Annotated in this window: 14 protein-coding genes and 3 tRNA genes; 10 read left to right on the top strand and 7 right to left on the bottom strand. The window is 61.4% G+C overall.

The window, feature by feature from the left end:
- Positions 1 to 468 precede the first annotated feature (468 nt).
- Positions 469 to 2,667 (top strand): BspA family leucine-rich repeat surface protein, encoded by a 2,199-nt coding sequence (locus tag HMPREF9237_RS08845; protein ID WP_016442212.1) that lies wholly within the window; start codon positions 469 to 471, stop codon positions 2,665 to 2,667.
- On the opposite strand, the gene HMPREF9237_RS02810 is transcribed toward HMPREF9237_RS08845, so the two are convergent.
- A complete protein-coding gene (locus HMPREF9237_RS02810) occupies positions 2,664 to 3,041 on the bottom strand; it encodes a DMT family transporter (protein ID WP_016442211.1) in 378 nt (125 codons plus the stop codon). The genes HMPREF9237_RS08845 and HMPREF9237_RS02810 overlap by 4 nt on opposite strands.
- Complete coding sequence (locus HMPREF9237_RS02805) at positions 3,041 to 3,355, bottom strand: DMT family transporter (protein ID WP_016442210.1); 315 nt, start codon at positions 3,353 to 3,355, stop codon at positions 3,041 to 3,043. Before HMPREF9237_RS02805 ends, HMPREF9237_RS02810 begins: the two co-directional genes overlap by 1 nt.
- Before the next feature lie 109 nt (positions 3,356 to 3,464).
- Between HMPREF9237_RS02805 and HMPREF9237_RS02800 the strand changes: the two genes are divergently transcribed.
- Together HMPREF9237_RS02800 and HMPREF9237_RS02795 are read left to right on the top strand one after the other, a co-directional pair.
- Positions 3,465 to 4,190, top strand: coding sequence for a hypothetical protein (locus HMPREF9237_RS02800; RefSeq protein WP_016442209.1), 726 nt, complete (start codon positions 3,465 to 3,467; stop codon positions 4,188 to 4,190).
- Between the two features lie 138 nt (positions 4,191 to 4,328).
- Positions 4,329 to 5,813 (top strand): AI-2E family transporter, encoded by a 1,485-nt coding sequence (locus HMPREF9237_RS02795; RefSeq protein WP_016442208.1) that lies wholly within the window; start codon positions 4,329 to 4,331, stop codon positions 5,811 to 5,813.
- A 65-nt stretch (positions 5,814 to 5,878) separates the two neighbouring features.
- Here the strand turns inward: HMPREF9237_RS02795 and HMPREF9237_RS02790 are convergent, their stop codons facing one another.
- The 4 genes from HMPREF9237_RS02790 to HMPREF9237_RS08835 all read right to left on the bottom strand — a co-directional run bounded on the left by HMPREF9237_RS02790 (position 5,879) and on the right by HMPREF9237_RS08835 (position 10,094).
- Positions 5,879 to 6,805: an AEC family transporter gene (locus HMPREF9237_RS02790; protein WP_016442207.1), complete on the bottom strand. Its 927-nt coding sequence runs from the start codon at positions 6,803 to 6,805 to the stop codon at positions 5,879 to 5,881.
- 78 nt (positions 6,806 to 6,883) lie between these two features.
- The gene (locus tag HMPREF9237_RS08840) at positions 6,884 to 7,681 is read right to left on the bottom strand and encodes an endonuclease/exonuclease/phosphatase family protein (protein ID WP_016442206.1); all 798 of its coding nucleotides are present in this window, start codon (positions 7,679 to 7,681) and stop codon (positions 6,884 to 6,886) included.
- Positions 7,682 to 7,771: 90 nt separating this feature from the next.
- Entirely contained in the window at positions 7,772 to 8,248 is a 477-nt protein-coding gene (gene msrB / locus HMPREF9237_RS02780) for a peptide-methionine (R)-S-oxide reductase MsrB (RefSeq protein ID WP_016442205.1), read from the bottom strand.
- A complete protein-coding gene (locus HMPREF9237_RS08835; RefSeq protein WP_016442204.1) occupies positions 8,223 to 10,094 on the bottom strand; it encodes a mechanosensitive ion channel family protein in 1,872 nt (623 codons plus the stop codon). The genes msrB and HMPREF9237_RS08835 overlap by 26 nt, the downstream gene beginning before the upstream one ends.
- Positions 10,095 to 10,365: 271 nt before the next feature.
- On the opposite strand from HMPREF9237_RS08835, the gene HMPREF9237_RS02770 reads away from it, so the two are divergent.
- From HMPREF9237_RS02770 to HMPREF9237_RS02745, 5 genes are all read left to right on the top strand, one after another.
- Positions 10,366 to 10,438: transfer RNA gene (locus tag HMPREF9237_RS02770), tRNA-Glu, on the top strand.
- Positions 10,439 to 10,463: 25 nt separating this feature from the next.
- A tRNA-Asp gene (locus HMPREF9237_RS02765) sits at positions 10,464 to 10,537 on the top strand.
- Between the two features lie 39 nt (positions 10,538 to 10,576).
- Positions 10,577 to 10,652 (top strand) — tRNA-Phe (locus HMPREF9237_RS02760).
- Positions 10,653 to 12,122: 1,470 nt separating this feature from the next.
- On the top strand, positions 12,123 to 13,313 hold the full coding sequence (locus HMPREF9237_RS02750; protein WP_016442202.1) for an NAD-dependent formate dehydrogenase: 1,191 nt from the start codon (positions 12,123 to 12,125) through the stop codon (positions 13,311 to 13,313).
- Positions 13,314 to 13,604: 291 nt separating this feature from the next.
- Positions 13,605 to 15,842 (top strand): CAP domain-containing protein, encoded by a 2,238-nt coding sequence (locus tag HMPREF9237_RS02745; protein ID WP_016442201.1) that lies wholly within the window; start codon positions 13,605 to 13,607, stop codon positions 15,840 to 15,842.
- Positions 15,843 to 15,902: 60 nt separating this feature from the next.
- Here the strand turns inward: HMPREF9237_RS02745 and HMPREF9237_RS02740 are convergent, their stop codons facing one another.
- Positions 15,903 to 16,841, bottom strand: a complete 939-nt coding sequence (locus HMPREF9237_RS02740; protein ID WP_016442200.1) for a sugar kinase — start codon at positions 16,839 to 16,841, stop codon at positions 15,903 to 15,905.
- Between the two features lie 330 nt (positions 16,842 to 17,171).
- Here HMPREF9237_RS02740 and HMPREF9237_RS02735 point away from each other — a divergent pair, with 330 nt between their 5' ends.
- Together HMPREF9237_RS02735 and HMPREF9237_RS02730 are read left to right on the top strand one after the other, a co-directional pair.
- The gene (locus HMPREF9237_RS02735) at positions 17,172 to 18,605 is read left to right on the top strand and encodes a sodium/glutamate symporter (RefSeq protein WP_016442199.1); all 1,434 of its coding nucleotides are present in this window, start codon (positions 17,172 to 17,174) and stop codon (positions 18,603 to 18,605) included.
- A gap of 67 nt (positions 18,606 to 18,672) precedes the next feature.
- Positions 18,673 to 19,428: an HPP family protein gene (locus HMPREF9237_RS02730; RefSeq protein ID WP_016442198.1), complete on the top strand. Its 756-nt coding sequence runs from the start codon at positions 18,673 to 18,675 to the stop codon at positions 19,426 to 19,428.
- The last annotated feature ends 169 nt before the right edge of the window (positions 19,429 to 19,597 follow it).

The raw sequence follows: 19,597 nt of genomic DNA, 5'->3' as shown, positions 1-19,597 counted from the left end.
GAACTGTTGGCTGGCTTGGGTGATGTCCATGTTGCCCTGGGTGATTGCTAGGACGAGGGCACGGTTTCTTGAGAACGTCATGTCTCATTTTGCTGGTTTGAGTGTGGACGGATGTCGTGGGACATGCGCGGACGTATGTCGTGGGACATGCGTGTTTAGGTTGTGGTGGGGTGGGATGGACATATGTCCTGAAACTAGACACCACGGGGCCTACCATTACGCTACCCCTCCCCGGGCTATCCCTTTTCGCCCACCCGCGGTTATACAAGCAAAGCACCAGCCCACATCGGCCACCACAGCCCATTCCACAATCTCGTCATTTCTATTTACCGAAAATACTAAAATCCCCGCTTTGCATTCATTCAATAATCATGCCTAATACCGGTATAATTAATTGATGACCTGCCATTATGGCCATCCGCACGAGGGAGGCACAGAAGCTTCCCACCCAAGATAAGGAATACTACTGTGACTATAAAACGCACTAGGCAGCTGGTGGCGGCGGGGTTGTTAACCGTGATGACCTCCACCGCTCTCGCGCCAGCAGTTTTCGCGGAGCCCGTCAATCCCGCCCCACCTTCCGCAGCGCAGTGCAGCGTGTGGAATACCTGGGATAAGGCCGAGTGGTGCCTCACCGATGGCACACTCTTCCTCCGGGGACCAGCCATTCCAGCAGTGGCGAATAGTGGAATACCGCCGTGGGATCGCAACGCCGTCGTCAATATGGAACTCATCCCCGTGGGGGCTGAGAAAATGGTGCTCGAAGGGCGCTTCGGAGGCGGTTCAACAACCGTGTTTTCCCGGATGCCGAATCTGCGCGCTATTAAAGGTCTCGACAAAGTTGATGCCAGCAAAATTGAAGATATTTCTAACCTCTTTTATGAGGATGCCTCGCTGACCTCTCTTGATCTATCAAGCTGGGATGTTAGCAAGGTATACAATATGACTTCCACCTTCGCGAAGACACCCAAGCTTACTGATCTCAAGATTTCAACCTGGCGACCGGTTGCTTTGGAAACTGCGCGGCAAACATTCCGCGGCTCCGGGGTACGTGACCTTGACCTGTCGGGGTGGGATACTCCGAGGCTGAGTGACACCTCGGATATGTTCAACGAATCGCAGATCCGCAGTCTCGATATTTCCGGCTGGGATCTCACCGGAACCGACGGCGGTTACCGCCCGCGCATGCTCTTCGCGAAATACCTACACACTCTCACTCTCGGTAAGAAGAGCACCATCACTCAAACCGACCTGCTTGGCAGTCTCACGGGGCTCAATTTGCTGGCGGATAACTACGGGCCTGCCTGGCGCGCCGTCGATAAGATCGACCCCGCAACCGGTGCGGTGCTCGAAAAGGGCACTCTCACGGACCCCAAGGGTGAGCCGATTGGCGGCGCTGATGTTGCGGCACTGAGCACGAAACTTGGAAACCTCCAGCAAGATAAGCTCACCTTCGTACGCCGGCCCGTCACTGTCACCGTTCATATGGGCGATGCCGCCGCGGGCGGTTCCGAAACCGTGTACACCTGCCTGACCAGCGTGGGCACTGCCTTCGGTTCCGGTTCACCTTTCACTTGCCTCAAGGGTACGACGGCGCCCGTCGTTGATAACGACGGGAATGTCGCTGGCGACGACGAAGCAACCAAGCTGGTGAACTCCTGGTTCGCAAAGACCAACCCCGTCGCGCCTACCCAGGAAGGCAAGACCTTCAAGGGCTGGAGCACCGATGCTGCCGGCAACCAGGCCTATGATGTGGCCAATGCTCCGGCCATCACAGTTGGCACGAACCTTTACGCACAGTGGGAGACTCCCGAGGTAAAACCGCCGGCACCCGAACCGCAGCCGCAACCCGAACCGCAGCCGCAACCGGATCCCGCACCGGCACCGCAGCCCCAACCGGATCCTGCACCGGCACCGCAGCCCCAACCGGATCCTGCACCGGCACCGCAACCCCAACCGGATCCTGCACCGGCACCGCAACCCCAACCGGATCCTGCACCGGCACCGCAACCCCAACCGGATCCTGCACCGGCACCGCAACCGGAACCGCAGCCCCAACCGGAACCGCAGCCGCAGCCCGAACCGCAACCGGAACCGCAACCGGATCCCGCACCGCAGCCGCAGCCCCAACCGGATCCTGCACCGGCACCACAACCGGAACCGCAGCCCCAACCGGAACCGCAGCCGCAGCCCGAACCGGATCCCGCACCGCAGCCGGAACAGCAACCGGAACCGCAACCGGATCCCGCACCGCAGCCGCAGCCCCAACCCCAGCCTGAAAAGCCGGCAGTAGTTGCCCCGACAGCTCCGGAATGGCCGAGTGTCAGTGCTCCGGCGGGTAAGACGATTAAGGTCAAGAACAAAGGTGGCGCGGTTCCGAGCGGTGTCGCCCTTGAGGTGAGCGGCCCGGGTACCGCCGCACTCAATGCGGATGGCTCCATCACGCTAAGCCTCGATAAGAACGCCAAGCCGGGCGCTACTATTACGGTCACGGCCCTGGCCAAGGATGGGACGAAGCTCGCGTCCTTCACCGTGACTATCAGCAGCCCCGCGGAGGGACCTGCGCTTCCGGCAACGGGCGCGGCAACTCTGGGACTGACGGCTGGCGCGTTTGCGCTTCTCGCACTCGGTAGCGCGGCTGTCGTACGGCATCGTCGTGCTTCCTAAGCATCTCCGTTAACCGGAACGTTCATCGGCTGGCTACCCTCGTGGTAGCCAGCCGATTTTCGTTCTACAACCCGCAGCCCGACCACCGCACCGACGACCCCACATAGGAACACCACTTTCAGCACGCTGAGTTCCTCGACTCCCCGTGCGGCCGCAATCACCACGGTGAGCACCGCACCGATCCCTGTCCACACCGCGTAGGCAGTACCGAGCGGAATCTCGCGTAGCGCCCGGGAGAGACCCCACATGGATACAATGAGCGCCACGCCGAACACAATCGCCGGCAACGGGCGGCTGAGCCCGCGTGACTCGCCGAGCGCCGTCGCCCATACGGCCTCGAAAATACCGGAAGCTACCAGAATTACCCAGGCCATTACCCCACCACCTTGAGTCCCACCACCGAAGCGAGGAGCACGATAAGCAGCAGCACGCGGGCACGTGAGGTGCTTTCCTGGCCGCTCAGCCAACCGTAGATCAGCGTGAGGCTTGCGCCCACCCCCACCCAGACCGCGTAGGCCGTGCCGGTGGAGATCTCGCGCATGGCCCAGGCCAGGCCGAGCAGTGAAAGTGTTTGCGCCAGCACAAAGACCGCGACCGGCCCGCGCCTGGAAAAATGGTCGGATTTATCCAGGGCCGCAGCCCACACAGTTTCGAGCGCTCCGGAGAGCAGCAATATTATCCACGCCATAGTTACGGTGGCCGTCTTTGCGCTGGGCGGGTACGGCTCCCTCGTCCGCGGCGGTTGGTGCGCGCCCGGGCCCAGGCTAACACAGGCCGCCGGGGAGTATCCTCGAAGCATGAATATCACCTCCCTCACCCTTTCCGGGCAGCCGCTTGCCGCACTCGATATCACCCCTTCCGAGCAGGGCTTTTGCCTTGTTGCGATCACGTACGTGAACGGTTCCGAGCAGCGCCGTGTCCTTTCCGACGACGCCGCCCTTATCTTTTCCGCCGCTCCGGCCGCGGATGTTTCCACCGGCGTCACGGCGCTTCTCACCGAACCGGGCGAGGGGAAAGCGGATTTTGCACCGTTGGCCGGGCAGTTGGTGGCCCTGGGAACCGCGCGTTTCCAGGCAGGTGCACCGGACGTGGCGGGAGCGCGCGGCAGCGAGCTACTGGAGCTCCGGCCGGTGGCCCCCGGGCGGGTGAGCGAGCGGGACACTCCGCGGATTGTGCCTGCTGAGATGCTTGAAGGGCGCGATCCGGCGGCGGTATTCCCGCGTATTCCGGATGGTTTGCCCGATGCGTGGAGCACGCCGGTGGGGCGTTTCACTCCCGAATATGAGGAGCGCGCCCGGGTGGTATGGGAGACTCTGGCCGCGGCCGGCTACAGCCCGGAGTTCTGGTGGGCGGGCAGCGAGGATGGGGAGGTCATCGCGGTACCTTTCGGCGAATGCGGAGAGTCGTTCCTCGTTGGTATTGAGGAACCGGATGAGCAAGTGGAGATTGATGCGCATATTGCCGCGGGTGAGCTCGCCGAGTGGCTGGAAAGCGAAATTGATCTGTTGCGGCCAAATGAGTAGCGCGGCGGGGAGGCGGCGGCGTCGTACCACCGCACACGGCACGCCCGCGTACTAACGCTCGTGCCGTAACGCGCCCGGCGCAGGCCGTTCTTCAGTAAGCTAAAGCTTGTGAAGGAATCAAAGAAGTCACCCTCCTTGATGGATCGAATTCGCTCGGCGGTGTCGCGGCGCGAACAGATTGAGCGCGTGGCCGAGGAGGCCGTGGAGCGTTACGCGAAGGATCCTGCTGATAGTAGTGGGCGTTCGCAGCGCACCGTGGTGGAGATTCATCCGGCTGGGGTGCAACCGGTTCTGGTGACGTGGGGCGTGAGTGCCTGGCTGCTTATCGGCGTGGTAATTGCCATTTGGGGCATTTTCCACATGGCGGCGTCCGTGCAGTGGGTGCTCGTGGCGGTGTTCCTCGGGCTGGTGATGACCTCGCTTCTCCATCCGATTGTCAATATTTTGGATCGGATTATGCCGCGGGCGCTGGCGACGGCGTTGGCCTTGCTGGGCCTGTTCGCGGCATTGGGTGGGATTATTTACTGGATTGTTGATTCGGTGGCGAATCAGTGGTCGAGCCTGTCCGAACAGATGCAACGCGGCCTTGATGGCATTTTTAATTGGATTGCGAACGGGCCGATTCCGATTAATATTACGGTCGATGAGCTGCGCGAGGGCCTGAACGAGGGTATCGAACGTGTGGCTACGTACTTGCAGAATAACGCGGGAAATATTGCGTCGACGGCGCTTTCGCAGGCCGGCACGGTAGCTTTGGCTTTCACCTTAGTTGCGCTGGCGCTTTTCTGCTCAATTTTCTTCCTGGCAGCCGGGAAGAATATGTGGCTTTGGTTTATTAATGTGTTACCGGATCGGGCGCGGCGGCGCACCCACGCTGCTGCTACCGCCGGGTGGTACAGCTTCTCCGGGTATGCGCGCGGCACGATTCTTATTGCGTTATGCGACGGTGTTATGGCCGCGATTCTGCTGGTGGCTTGCGGGGTGCCGCTCGCCGCTCCCCTGGCGACGCTCGTTGTCATCGGTGCTTTTATTCCGCTTTTCGGTGCTCCGGCGGCGATGATTATTGCGGCGCTGGTGGCTCTGGCCACCAAGGGTGTGGTTATCTCCTTGGTGGTGCTGGTGGGTGTGGCGCTCATTGGCCAGTTCGAGGGGCATGTGCTCCAGCCGCTGATTATGGGGCACCAGGTTTCTCTCCATCCGGTGGTTATTGCGGTGGGCGTGACGGCCGGTACGTTCGTGGCGGGGTTGCTGGGTGCGATTATTGTGATTCCGCTTATTTCTATCGTGTGGGAAGTTTTCAAGGTGCTGCGCCGTACCCCGGACAAGCCGCTTACGGAGCTTCCCGAGTTGGATCTGCGCGATTTGGCGGGTACTGCGGTGGCGAAGCAGCTGCTGGAATACAACGCGAAGGAGCTCAATACCCGCGCGGAGGAATCTCCCTCGCCGGTCACGGCGAGGGCGGCGTCGTACACCCCCGGCGGGGAGGATCGCGTGCTCGATACCACGGATATTAACTCCCCTACCCCCGCGGCTCCGGAACCGGATTATGCCTTTGACCAGCCGGGCTTTGAGGTGGATGGGGAGGTACCCGGCCCTGATTACAACCCGGTTAAGGGCCAGTAGCTCCGCGGCATGTAATTCCGCCGGCGCGGCTTCATACCGAAAGTGGCCTCATGGCGAAAGCGCCCTTATACCGTTTGCGCGATGACGGTAATGAGGAGGATAACGAGGAGCGAACCGACCGTGGTGATGATAACGGCGTCGCGGGCCATGGTGACGCCGGAGCGGTAGCGGTGGGCGTAAACGAACACATTGTTGGCCGTGGGGAACGCTCCGATGATGGCTATCGCCATGAGGGCTTCGCCGCGCGCGCCCAAGAGGTAGCCGGCTCCGAAGGCAATAAGCGGCCCGAGGACTAACCGGCAGAAGATACCGAGCAAGAGGGGTGCGCTTTCGCGCCCGAATCGGGGCAGGTGCGCCCCGCGCAGGGACATTCCCATGGCTAGCAAAATAATGGGAACGTTGGCACCTGCCATTTTGGTGAGCGGTGCGGACACAAGTTCCGGGATGGGGATCTTGAGGAGGGCGACCATGAGCCCGGCGAAGACCGCGATGAGTAGCGGGTTTTTGAGGCGGGAGAGGATGGTGCGCCACAGCCCTTCCGTTTTCTTCCCGGTTTGGTTGTCGAGGATGGAGAAGAATACCGGCACCATAACGAGGATTTGGAAGAGCAGGATAGGAGCGGCCGGGGTGGGGTCGCCGGTGATGGCCACGAGGAAGGCCACGCCCAGGTTGCCAATATTGGTATAGCAGGCAACGAGCGCGCCGACGGTAAGTTCGGTCCCTCGGCTTTTGAGCAGGGTCGCGGCCAGGGCTGTGTAGATGAGTCCGGTCCCTACCGAGGAGATGATATTGGCTAGTCCGTTCACTCCGAAGAAGGACGCCGGGTCGGAGTTCGCCAGGGTGGTGAACATGAGTGCCGGCAGGGTGGTGTAGAAGACGAGCTGGGTGAGGGTACGGTCGCTTCCCGGGGGTACGATTTTGCAGCGCGCGACGACGTAGCCGACGAGCATGATCGCGATAATCACCCAAAAGTTGAGCAGTACAGAAGCCATAACAGCACTAGTGTAGACAGAGTTCTTCAGGTGTGAGGGCGTATCTCGAGTGCGCGGTGCGGCAGTGGCGGGGCGAGCCTATTTCCAGACGACGGTAGCGCGCAGGGCACGGTGGTCGGAGAGTGGCAGGAAGAGGTTTTCCGCAGCCCGCACTTCGACCCCGGTTCCGAGGATATGGTCGATTTGACTTTCTGGCTCGTCGGAGGGGTAGGTGAGGGCTTCGGCGGCCGCTTCGTATCCGGTGGCTGCTAGGGGTACGTCACATCCGCGGATATTGAGGTCCCCGATGATGAGGCGCGGGGCATTTTCCAGGCCGTAGCGCTGGGCAAACCCGGCGAGGGCTCCGGCTACGGTACGGAGTTGCGTGACGTTGAGACGGTACGTGTAGGTGAGGTGCGTTGCGGCGACGACGACGGAGTGCCCAGGCGCCACTTTAATTTCTGCGAGGATCGCAACCCGAGGAATTTCACCAATCCCGATATTTGTCCGCAGGGTTTTCAGCCATGTTTCTTGCTGGTGGACGGGGAGGTTGATGACTTCCCTAGCACCGATGGGGTAGACGGAGAGAAGTGCGGTGCCAACGCCGCGGGCCTGCCCTTTTTTGGTGGCGCGGAGCCGGCTGCGTTCATTCTTGGTGGGCGCGAAAATGGCTTCGTGGTAGTTGCCTGCGGCGAGGAGGGGCGCGTAGAGGTATCCTCCGGGGGTGGTGACTTTGAGTTCTTGAAGGGCGAGGAGATCCGGGCCGGCGGCGGTGATCTGCCGAATGGCTTTACTAATGGATTCGCGCTGCCATGCCACTTTGTCCGTGCCCGGGCGCGGGCGCCGTGAGGCCTTACCTTGTTGGAGGTTTGCGGACATGACATGAAGGCTCGGCATGGTTTCTCCTTTGTCGCGACCCGGTGGACACCGCCAGCCCGGGGAGAGCCCCGTTGGCCGCGGTGTACAACACCGGTGATTCTACCGAATCTATGCGGTGGTGGACTTACGTGTGGGTTCGGATAGCGGCCCGGGTGCGGGCGAGGCCTGGGAGCCGGGTGCGGGCTCGGTTTCAGGTTCGAAGGCGAGTGCTACGGAGTTCATGCAGTAGCGCTGCCCGGTAGGAGTATGGGGAGCATCTGGGAAGACATGCCCGAGGTGGGAATCGCAGGTGGCGCACCGGACTTCGGTGCGCGGGTATCCGAGTTTGTAATCAACGTCTGTTCGCACGGCGTCACTGCGGGAGGGGTCATAGAAGCTAGGCCAGCCGCATCCGGCATCGAATTTGGTGGTGGAGCGGAAGAGTTCTGCCCCGCAGGCCCGGCACCGGTAGATACCTTCGCGTTTTTCGTTCAGGAGTTCACCTGTGAAGGGCGCTTCGGTTCCGGCTTGGCGCAGAACCGTGAATTCTGCCGGGGTGAGAACCCGGGCCCATTCTTCATCACTTTGCGGGAGCATCTGTGCCATGTGCTGTCCTTTCTTCAATTTCCTCATTGCTGTCAGTTTGCTTTGTGATGTCACTTTCATCCGCTTCTCCGGAAACTGCCGGGAAGACCGCGGTAGGAGGAGCCGATGATTCTGCCGGGACCTTGCCGGCTTCGTGGACGGGTTCTTGCTGACCGGTGCGGCGCGCAGCATTATGTTCGCGCTCTGCCAGGACTTCAGCACCCGGGCCGGAGAATTCTTGGCCGCGTTTTTCGGCTTGGATGGATCCGGTGAACAGCGAGGCTTCGTGGCCTTCCCGGATCCGGGTGGCCGGGCCTTCCGTGCCGGCGGGGCTTGCGGGGCGGCTAGCTACGGGTACCCGCTCCGGGCGCACCGCCGCTTCAATATCAGCTGCGGAGAGGATACGAGTTTCCCGGTAGTCCTGCGGGTCGAAGGTGGTATCCGGCTCGGTTTGTTCCTGGACACCGATGGAGGTACGGGAAACTTCGCGAACCGCGGGACTAGCCGGCTCTTCAACCTCCGCCAACGCGGATTGTGCGGATTCCTCAGCCGCGACTTTCTCAGTTTCTTCGGCCTCGGCTTCGCGCGATTCGCCAGCCGTATTGCTTCCCGAATGTTCCGAGTCGGATTCGGCTTGCTCCGCATTACTTTCCGCGAGAAGAGCGCCGGGTGCGGAAGAGGCTGCGGCGTCGTTATAAAAACGGGTGTGCGGGAAGGCATCCGGGGCGTTGTTTTGTAACCACACGATGAGCTTTTCACGCACGTGGTTACGCAAGTCGGTGAGTTCGCCGGGTGAGGAGGCGGAGACAATCGCAGAGACTTGCAGACCGTTCGCGGTGGAGGCATCCCCCACCACGAGGGTGCCGGTGTCACCATCCCAGAGATCGGTATTGGCGAGGATGCGGTCAAGTTCGGCACGCAGCTCCGCGATGGGAGCGCTCCAGTCCAGCTGGAGGACCACCGAACCCGTAATATCCAGATCGCGGCGGCTCCAGTTTTCAAACGTGGTGGAGGTGAGTTTATTGGAAGGCACGATGAGGCGCCGGCCGTCCCACACTTTGAGGACCACATAAGACAGCGTGATTTCCTCAACGGTGCACATATTTCCATCCCAGATGACGATGTCATTGACGCGAATGGAATCCGAGAAAGCCAGTTGCAGCCCCGCGAAGAGGGTGCCCAGAGTGGATTGCGCAGCAATACCAACAACCAGGGAGATCACGCCCGCGGAGGCGAAAAGTGAAGCGCCGGCGGCTTTTGCACCCGGGTAGGTCATGAGCATGGCGGCCACACCAATCACGACAATGAGGGCTACCGCCAAGCGCCGCAAAATCTGCAGCTGGGTTTGCACCCGACGATAGCGCGTTTCAGCCACCCGCTCCACGAATTTGAGGTACGCACGCGCTGCCCCGTTGACCACACCGACAAGAAGCCAGGTCAGGCCCGCGATAATGAGGAGAAGCAGCAGGTGCTTGAGCACGGGCGACCAATTGGGCCGATCCTGTTCCGGGAAATTCTCCATATAGGAGAACACCCCGAAGCGCGCGCCCACCACCGCGAGCGTGAATTGCGCGGGCACTTGGATGCCACGTACCACATCGATCAGCCCGGTATGCCGCCGGAAACCGGCCTTGACCACCGCCACGATGACCACGGCAATCACCCAGCCGATGAGCGCACCCAGCAGGCACACCCCGAGCAGCTGCGCGATATCAACCGTGGCGGCGACGGCTTGTTCCGCAACTTCGTGCAGATCCGAGGTGGGGGTGGGTTCCGGCGTGGGCGCCTCACTTTCCGCCCGCAGTAAGGGCGCGAGCGAAAGAGCTTTCCAGGCAGCCGGGGCCACCGCGAGTACCGATGCGTTCATATCTGAAAGCCTAGTGCGTGCTTGCGACAGAAAAAGCGGCGTCGAACTTCTTTCGCCTGCGGCGTGAGATCGCCGAGAGGCGCCCACACGGCGTCTATCTGGTACGACGACGCCCGCCTGCAGCGTGGTCACCTCTCCGAAAAGCGCGGATTGCCGCGGAAAACTCGGGTGGTGATCGAGAACACCCTCGTTCAATTTGCTAAGACCTGGAATCCTACGTAAGCTTATACCCGTTCCCTCAGCGGGGACGCTTTGAGAACAACGTTCTTGAGCCCCCATCGTCTAGAGGCCTAGGACGCCGGACTTTCACTCCGGTAACACGGGTTCGAATCCCGTTGGGGGTACGCGATGGTTATTTGCCTAGCAAATGGCCCCGTAGCGCAGTTGGTTAGCGCGCCGCCCTGTCACGGCGGAGGTCGCGGGTTCAAGTCCCGTCGGGGTCGCGAAGGAAGAACGCCCGGGAAACCGGGTGTTTCTCTTTCGGCTCTGTAGCTCAGTTGGTAGAGCGTTCGACTGAAAATCGAAAGGTCACCGGATCGACGCCGGTCGGAGCCACCACCTCTCCCCCTTGCTACAACAACACTTTCTCGCATTCACGCCACTTCCTTTTCTTTGCTTTGGTGACCCAGTCCGAGAAAACGGCCAAACACATCCCCAAGCCTTTGGGCGAAGCCAATAACATACACTCGCTAAGATAGCCGCCATTCCGCAATATACAGGCGCATACTCAACGTGTTTTATACAAAAACCGCAAACTCAGAACCGTATTCAGTATCACAGTCTCTTTTGGGTAGTTTTTTATAAAGTTAAGGCCATTACCGCACTATTATTGCAATTGAGCACCCCCCCCCCCGCGGGGTTGGCCATTCGTAAAAATAACGCATTTGTAACAAAAAAGGGGGAGATTATGATTCCTACCGTGAAACGTATCATCGGACTTGGCGTCATCACCGCCTTGCCCTTCCTCACGCCAACAGCGGCAGTCAGCGCCACTCAAGACAGCCCTCAACCAACGGCAAGTCCAGACGAAGCTGCACCTACGATTATTAGGGAAATAATCGACCATCCCGATCTACTTATACCCCTGCCTCCCGTACCGAAACCGATGCCCACGGCTACACCCGTGGTAGAACTGCCCCCGGTTCCAGTGCCACCTCGCAGGCCGAAACTTAGACCAGTCCCACCACCACCGCCACCATTGACGCCACCAACACCGCGGCCGATGCCCACGGCTACACCCGTGGTAGAACTACCCCCAGCTCCGCCGAAACCACCCCGCCGGCCAACGCCTTTGCCAACATTGCCGCCACCAACACCGCGGCCGATGCCCACAGCCACCCCAGTCGAGGAAAACCCTCCCGTTCCAGTACCATCACCAACAACAACGCCGACACCGACCGCGACACCGACGGCAACACCCGTCCCCACGGAGTCACCTTCTGCGGACCCCACACCCACACCGACCGCCTCGGAGACGCCGACGCCGACGGCAACACCTGATCCCACCGAATCGCCTTCGGCAGAACCCACGCCAACACCAACGGCTAACCGGCCGGCGAAAAGCCTGGCCAACTCAGGCGCTTCCATCGGGGCCGCAGCGCTTCTCGCCGGGGGATTGCTCGTGGCGGGGAGTGGCGTCGTCGCCCGAAAGAAGCGCGCCTAGCGGACCGCACCCAACAACACCCCATCGCGTACACGAAGAAGGGTGGCCGGCCTTCACACACCGGCCACCCTTCTTTCGCACCACCACCCACAAGCAAGGACTAAGAAGGCTCGCAACAAATCCGCAAGCTAGGACTAATGGCACACTCTCATAAACTCCATATCCATTATTTGCGATAAAAAATAATACTATTTCGATCATAAAAACTCGTAATAACAGCGCGGTTTCGCCATTTTCACCCCAACGCACCACAACTTAGCGACACCAATAAAAAGGGTCTTGACACACACGCACCACCTGGGACTAAAGTACTAAGCGGGCTGGCGAAGAAGCTGGCCTCTCACTACTAAAAGAGGTGATTTTTAATGGCGAAAATTCTCATGGTGCTGTACCCGGATCCCGTGGACGGCTTCCCACCCAAGTACATCCGTGATTCAATCCCCACGATTGATTCCTACCCGGGTGGCTCCAGCACCCCTACGCCGTCGGGCATCGATTTCACGCCGGGCGAGATGGTGGCATGCGTATCCGGCGCCCTGGGCCTGAAGAAGTGGGCTGCGGATAACGGGCACGAACTCATCGTCACCTCCGATAAGGAAGGCGAGAATTCGGAATTCGAGAAGTACCTGCCGGAAGCGGACGTGGTTATCTCGCAGCCGTTCTGGCCCGCTTACCTGGGCAAGGATCGCCTGGAGAAGGCTAAGAACCTCAAGCTGGCCATCACCGCCGGCGTGGGCTCCGATCACGTGGACCTCACCGAAGCTATGAAGCGCAATATTACGGTTGCTGAGGTCACCTACTCGAACTCGATTTCAGTGGCCGAACATGCGGCTATGACCATCCTCAACCTGGTGCGCAACTTCGTTCCCGCCCACCGCATCGTCACCGATGAGAAGGGCTGGAATATCGCCGATGCCGTCAAGTGGTCCTATGACCTGGAAGGCATGGATGTCGGTGTTATCGCCGCTGGGCGTATCGGCCGGGCTCTGCTCAAGCGCATGAAGCCCTTCGATGTTAACCTGCACTACTACGATCTGTACCGTCTCGATCCGCAGACCGAGAAAGAACTCGGGGCCACCTACCATGAATCCGTTGAGGATCTCATGCGCAGCGTGGACGTGGTTTCCATCCATTCCCCGCTCACCTCGGATACCTACCATATGGTGGACGAGAAAATGATCAACTCGATGCGCCGCGGCTCCTACATTGTCAATACCGCCCGCGCGGAGATCGTGGTGCGCGACGATATTGTCAAGGCCCTCGAATCCGGCCAGCTCGGTGGCTACGGCGGCGACGTGTGGTACCCGCAGCCCCCGGCCGAGGATCACCCGTGGCGCACCATGCCGCGCAACGCGATGACCCCTCACACCTCCGGTTCCTCGCTGTCCGCACAGACTCGCTACGCTGCCGGCACCCGCGAAATCCTCGAAGATTTCTTCGCTGGCCGCCAGCTGCGCGATTCTTACATTATCGTCCAGGGTGGGGCGCTCGCCGGAACCGGCGCAAAGTCCTACACCACTGACGGTAAGGCCAGCCCCGGATCCACCGGTAAGTAAGAAATTCTCTAGCTCTCGCAAGTCCTGAACTCTCCGTCGGCGCCGTGTGGCGAAGCGTGATCTCCCCTCTCGGGAATCCGATTCGCTGCGCGGTGCCGGTGTCGTATACGGGTATTTCGCGGCGCCGGTGTCGTGCATGCGGATTAACCGCCCGGCTCCGCGCGCTAGCAGCCTTCCGCTAGGCCAGCATCTTCCCAATCTATGTCCGGTTTATATCCAGAAACGCCCACTAACCTGCGCACCGGGAATCATCCCTTTCACTTTCACGGTCGAAACAGAAAGAGAACTCTTATGCGCACATCGGCACTCCTCATGACGGGGGCTCTGCTGGTCCCGCTCGCCGCCCAGGCACTGCCGGTCATCAGTCCCGCTCCCGCCGCCGCCAGTGAATCCACGCCCGGTGACAATTCCGCAGCGCAGCTCGCCGAGGCTCGCGCCCGGCTCGCCGCCGCCATCGCGGCTCGCGACTCCATTCTCACCGAGATGAAGGAAAGCGGCGCGAGCACCGCGGATATCCAGAGCGCCGCGCAGGCCTACGCGCGGGCGAATGCGCAGGCGGAGGCCGCGCAACAGGCTTATGATGCCGCGGTAGCGAAAGCTTCCGGTTTCGATTCCGCGAAGAAGGGGTACGACGACGCCGCAGCAGCCATGCCCCATCTCACCACAAATGCCGAGTCAACTAAGGCCCGCCGCGATGCCGCACAGGCCGCTTACGATAAGGCCATCGCGCCCAATCCTGAGGCTGCCAAAACGGCCCAGGAAAAGGTTGACGCTGCACGGGCCAAGCTTGAAGAATCCAAGGCCGCAGCGCAGCAACAATGGGACCGGGGAGCCCTCGGGTTCTATGAAACCCGCAATGCCCAGAAAGCCCTCGATGTTTTTGCTACCGACAAGGACTACCAGGGTAAGCCGCTGGCCTCCTATACCCATCCGGGCGCAGCCGATGATGCTACGAACCTGGATTCCATGGCGAAAACCCTCAGCCTTATTAATAAGATCAACGAGCTGCGCGCGCAGCATCAGCTCGAGCCCTTCAAGGTCACGGACTACCTTATGGCGGTAGCGCAGCTGCAGGTGAACGCGCAGTCCCGCACCAATAAGATGGCTCATATTAAGGCTTTCAATGTGGCGGAGAACCTCGCTTCCGCCCGCTATGCCGGAGATGAGCTCTCTCTCAAGCTCTGGTATCACAACGAAAAGGCCCTCCACGACCAGGGCGTCACGGATTTCGCGAAAGTCGGGCATTACCTTAATATTGTCAGCCCCAATTACACGGTGACGGGGCTGGCCTACGCTCCCAATATTCAGGCAAATACTTTCGATCACACGCCTCTCTACGAGGATCGCTCCGAAGCGCAAACGGTTGCCGAATACTCCGATTCATTGCAGCGCTATATGGAGGGTCTTAAGAACACTATTTCGAACGGATCCCTCGCAGCTCGCATGGCTCTCGATACTGCCACCGCGGAACTAGCCACCGCCAGCAAGAACAATCCCGATTCCATAGAAGCCCAGGTCGCGAAGGCGAAACTAGAAACTGCCACGCGTGAATACGAGGCCGCCAAAGCCGCACTCGATGCCGGGCAGGCCAAACTCACTGCTGCGACCGAAACCTACGAGAGCGCGAAGTCCGCAAAGCAAGCTGTCCAGAAACTGGCAGAACAGCTCGCCGCGGCAACCGCGGAACGTGATCGTGCCGCCGCCCGCGCCGCACAGCTCGGCGAATTTGGCCAGCGGCTTGCCGCCGCCGAAGCTGATGCGGCGCGCGCTCAGGCCGATGTGGATCGTCTCTCCCCGGCGCCCGCGCCTAAGCCCACGCCGGGCGGCCCCGGTAGAGATATGCCCGCCACCGGCAATGTTTTCTATGTTTCCAATGATTGGACCTCGCGCCAGGCCAGCAATGTGTTCTCCTACGGTCGCGCGGGCGATGAGGTTCTCGTGGGTGACTGGGACGGCGACGGTGTCGATACCTTCGCGGTGCGGCGCGGCAATAAGATCTACGTGAAGAACAGCGTCGACGGCGGGGCGGCCGATGTTGAATTCTCCTACGGTCGCGCCGGTGATGAGATCCTGGTGGGCGATTTCGATGGCGATGGGAAGGATACCTTCGCGGTGCGGCGCGGCAATACCTTCTACGTCCTCAATTCCTTGCACGGCGGAGAGGCCGACGAGGTCGTCCACTACGGCCGCGCGGGCGATACCGTCCTCACCGGAGATTTCGACGGGGACGGGAAGGACACGTTCGCGGTGCGGCGCGGCAACCTGTACTACGTCAAGAACATTGTTGCGGGCGGCGCGGCGGATACCGTTTTCTCTTACGGCCGTGCGGGTGACGCCACAATCCTGGGCGATTTCGATGGCGACGGCGTCGATACGCTGGCAGTGCGCCGGGGCAATACCGTTTATGTGAAGAACTCGCTGGCCGCTGGCGAAGCGGATCAGGTCCTCACCTACGGGCGGGCCTCCGATCAGCTCTTCGTGGGCGATTGGGACGGCAACGGTACCGATACCCCCGCCGTTCGCCGCTAACCCGTAACACTCCGAACCGCTACCGAGGTGGCGCGTTAGCCAAGGCCCGCAACCTATGTGCTAGCGCGCCACTTCGCCGCCGGAAATCTCCGCGATGGTGAGTTCTTCGCGGGTGGGCCCGCCTTCCCAATCGCCGATGGTGCCCACCGCGAAGGCTCCCAGGAGGTGCCCGCGATCCAGGCGCTCCGCGAAGGAAAGCCCCTCGAGCCACCCGGAAAGATACCCGGCCACGAAGGCATCACCAGCCCCGATGGTGTCCACCACGGTGACCCGCCGCCCGGGTCGTTCCACCGACTCGGTGGGGGTGGTCACGCGCGCCGTCGTCGAATCCTTCCACACCACTTCCGCAACGCCCCAGTCCAGCAGGCGCTGAGTTGCCGCGGCTACCTCGGATTCACCGGTGAGCAGCTCAAGTTCCTCCGTACCGCCGAAGACCACATGCGCCCCGCGCGCGATCCGCGCGAGCACCGGGGCCGCATCCGCCGCCTCCCACAAGCGCGAGCGGAAATTGACGTCGAAGGAGACCGGTACCCCGCGCTCCCCGGCCAGCTCCACCGCAAGCATCGTGGCGGCGCGCGCCTCCTCCCCGAGCGCCGGGGTGATACCCGTGAGATGCACGATTTTTGGTTCCAGCTCAAACATGGCGCGGATCTGATCAGGGGTAATGAGGCGCCCCGCGGAGAACTTACGGTGGTAATCCACCGCGAAGGTCCCCAAGCCCGCGTGGCGCGAGACCAGCACCCCGGTGGGCGCGGTGGTGATCTGGCGGGCGTGATCCCAGCGCACGCCCTCGCCGCGCAGGGTGCGCATAATCATGTAACCAAATAGGTCCTTGCCGACGCTCCCGACCCACGCGGTGGAATGCCCCAGCCGCGCCATCCCGATGGCCACATTCGTTTCCGCACCGCCGAAAGACGCGCGCGGCCGCGCCCCGATCTGCGGGGATTCCGTAAAGGTCAGCGCCCCCATCGATTCGCCGAAAGTCACCAGATCCGTCATATTTTTCCTCCTTGATGACGACGCCGCCCGCGCCCCGCCGCCCCGGCCTGGTGCGCCGGCGCCGCGTGCGTGGCGGTCACCATAGCCATCATATCGAGGGGGAGCACGCACGGGAGAAGAGGTCCGGCGTCGTCGTTAATGAAGGAAAAAGCACACAGCGCAAGCCACGACGAGACGCAAGCCCCGGCGTGAAACTCCGCACATCACAACCCCCAGCACCACACCTAACTAAAACATCACAGGAGTTTTACTGTATCTTTACCAATGGGAGGAGGTTCCACGCACCCCTCCCCTAAGCTTCGCGCAACTATCGCAACCGTAGGAGGGACGATGAACGCATACACGCCGTGGACCATGCTGGTCGACGCCGGAATGATTGGCCTGCTGCTCGCCATTGGGGTATTCCTGCGCGCCCGGGTGAAGTGGCTGCAGAATATGCTAGTTCCCGCCTCGGTGATCGCCGGCGCATTGGGGCTGGTGCTCGGCCCGAATGTGCTCGGTGCGATAGCGAAAAACCGCGGCTGGCATATCGGCTCCTGGCAGGTAACCGGGATTCCGTTCTCCGAGCATATGGGCACCTACGCCTCGATTCTTATCGTCATCGTATTCGCCTGCATGGCCCTCACCGATGATTTCGACATCCGCAAAGTCAATAAAACGGTAGGCGGTTTCGCCTCCTACGGAGTGCTCATGTACGGGGCGCAGGTGGCGCTCGGCATGGCTTTCGCGCTGCTTTTCCTCACCCCGGTACTCGGTTCGCCGGACGTGCTCGGAATTATGCTCTTCACCGGCTGGGCGGGCGGTTTCGGAACCGCCGCGGCCGTGGGCAATATTTACGCGGAAAATGGGCAACCGGAAGTGGCCTCGCTAGCCTTCACCTCGGCCACGGTCGGCCTGCTGGTCGGGGTGATCGGCGGGATTATTCTCGCGAAATTCGGGGCGCGGCGCGGGCAGGCCAAGGCTTTCCGCGGCATGGATTCCCTGCCCGATGAACTCCGCACCGGGGTGCTCGACGCCAATAAACGCCGCCCGGCCCTGGGCTACCACACCTTCTCCGGCGGCTCGATTGAGACGCTCTCTTTCGAGGTTGGGATTGTGAGCCTGGTGGCGGTGGTGGGCTACGGCATCGGACAGCTCCTCAAGCACCTGTTCCCCGGCATTTCCTTCCCGCTTTTCGCCATCGCTTTCCTGGTGGGTATCGTGGTGCGTATCGTCATGAACGGGGTGGGTGCCTCCCACCTGCTCGACGCGGGCACCCTGCGCTCGGTATCCGGCCTATGCACGGACATTCTTATCGTGTGCGGTATCGCGTCCATTCAGCCGGAATTTGTATCTGACCATATTCTTGCTCTCGGGTTGCTGTTCCTCTTCGGCCTTATCCTGTGCACGGTTCTGGGCCTGGTAGTGGCCCCGCGGCTCATGGGCGAGGGCTGGTTCGAGCGCCAGCTCTTCACCTGGGGCTGGGCCACCGGCTCGGTCTCCACCGGCCTGGCGCTGCTGCGCATCGTGGATCCTAAGCTGGAATCAGGAACCATCGAGCAATTCGGTTACGCCTACCTACCCGTCGTGCCGGTGGAGATTTCCGCGGTGTCCTTCGTGCCCGTTATGGCTTTGGCCGGTATGGGATGGGCCGTGGTGGGTGTCTGGGGCGCCATCGCGGTGCTCGGACTGCTGGGCGGCTGGTGGGTGGTGCGCTCCGGGCACGCGAATACTCACGGTGCGCCCGGCCCGGTGGGCACCCTGGGTACCGGGTTTACGGGCTAGGCGGATCGGTTGCGCGGGGCGGGCCACTAGGCGACTCGCGGCACCGCCGCTTCGCTACCATGGTGATATGCACGACGACGCTACTTCTTCCACCGCGAACTCCCTCACCCAACGTTTCCTTTCCGCGGTGGAAGATCTCCGGGCCGAGCTTGACCATGCCACCGGGCTAGATTCGCGCGGTTTTGGGGATGCCTGGGCGAAAGCGTACGCGAAGCGGGTTCCCGCGGTGGTCCGCAATCATGACTTGGGAGAGGTGCTGCGCAACCTGCGTAATACCATCGCGCATAACAACTACAAAAATGGCCAGCCCATTGCCACCCCGCGCGCCGATCTGGTGGAGGCCGCTGAACGGTTACTTTTCCAGGTGCGTAACGAACCTCAAATCCAGAACTTCATGGTTCACGACGTCGCTACCGTCTCCCCCGCGGACACCTTCGCTACTGTCGCCACCATTCTGCACGCCCACGGCTACGCCCAACTGCCGGTGGTGGACAAATCCACGGAGTCCACAGACGCCACGATTACCGGACTACTCACCACCAATATGGTGGCCCGCTGGGTGGCCGGCATGGTAGCGGCCGGGAAGGAATCACAGCTGGCTGAGGTACCGGCCGGGGAGATCCTCGCCCACAGCGGTGCACATGATGCTCCTCTCTACGCCAAACCTTCCGACCGCGCCATGGCGGTATGCACGGCCCTGACCGACCGCGGCCACCCCGCCGTACTGATCACCCGCACCGGAGATGCCACCGGGGTGTTGATCGGGCTGGTGGCCCGCGCCGATGTGGGGCGAATTTTCCGAGAAATCGCCATTGCGAGATAGGCGCACCGCGCGGGAGGCTGCTGCGGCGTCGTACCACTGAGGGAACACCCCGTCATCGGAACGGCACCGCCCCGCACGGCGTGAAACCGCCGCGCCCTCGCTCAGGAAGAAATTTTCAGCCTTCCGTTATCTATTTAAAGCTTTCTGGGGCACACTAGAATGTATCTAT

Source organism: Actinotignum schaalii FB123-CNA-2 (assembly GCF_000411135.1).
GTDB lineage: Bacteria > Actinomycetota > Actinomycetes > Actinomycetales > Actinomycetaceae > Actinotignum > Actinotignum schaalii_A.
This window is presented reverse-complemented; position numbering and strand designations above follow the sequence as displayed.

What these genes read in the sequence shown, in the direction of transcription:
- HMPREF9237_RS02810 (WP_016442211.1), bottom strand. Translation starts at nt 3,041, where the DNA reads ATGGCCTGGGTAATTCTGGTAGCTTCCGGTATTTTCGAGGCCGTATGG.
- HMPREF9237_RS02805 (WP_016442210.1), bottom strand. Translation starts at nt 3,355, where the DNA reads ATGGCGTGGATAATATTGCTGCTCTCCGGAGCGCTCGAAACTGTGTGG.
- HMPREF9237_RS02800 (WP_016442209.1), top strand. Translation starts at nt 3,465, where the DNA reads ATGAATATCACCTCCCTCACCCTTTCCGGGCAGCCGCTTGCCGCACTC.
- HMPREF9237_RS02795 (WP_016442208.1), top strand. Translation starts at nt 4,329, where the DNA reads ATGGATCGAATTCGCTCGGCGGTGTCGCGGCGCGAACAGATTGAGCGC.
- HMPREF9237_RS02790 (WP_016442207.1), bottom strand. Translation starts at nt 6,805, where the DNA reads ATGGCTTCTGTACTGCTCAACTTTTGGGTGATTATCGCGATCATGCTC.
- HMPREF9237_RS08840 (WP_016442206.1), bottom strand. Translation starts at nt 7,681, where the DNA reads ATGCCGAGCCTTCATGTCATGTCCGCAAACCTCCAACAAGGTAAGGCC.
- msrB (WP_016442205.1), bottom strand. Translation starts at nt 8,248, where the DNA reads ATGGCACAGATGCTCCCGCAAAGTGATGAAGAATGGGCCCGGGTTCTC.
- HMPREF9237_RS08835 (WP_016442204.1), bottom strand. Translation starts at nt 10,094, where the DNA reads ATGAACGCATCGGTACTCGCGGTGGCCCCGGCTGCCTGGAAAGCTCTT.
- HMPREF9237_RS02750 (WP_016442202.1), top strand. Translation starts at nt 12,123, where the DNA reads ATGGCGAAAATTCTCATGGTGCTGTACCCGGATCCCGTGGACGGCTTC.
- HMPREF9237_RS02745 (WP_016442201.1), top strand. Translation starts at nt 13,605, where the DNA reads ATGCGCACATCGGCACTCCTCATGACGGGGGCTCTGCTGGTCCCGCTC.
- HMPREF9237_RS02740 (WP_016442200.1), bottom strand. Translation starts at nt 16,841, where the DNA reads ATGACGGATCTGGTGACTTTCGGCGAATCGATGGGGGCGCTGACCTTT.
- HMPREF9237_RS02735 (WP_016442199.1), top strand. Translation starts at nt 17,172, where the DNA reads ATGAACGCATACACGCCGTGGACCATGCTGGTCGACGCCGGAATGATT.
- HMPREF9237_RS02730 (WP_016442198.1), top strand. Translation starts at nt 18,673, where the DNA reads ATGCACGACGACGCTACTTCTTCCACCGCGAACTCCCTCACCCAACGT.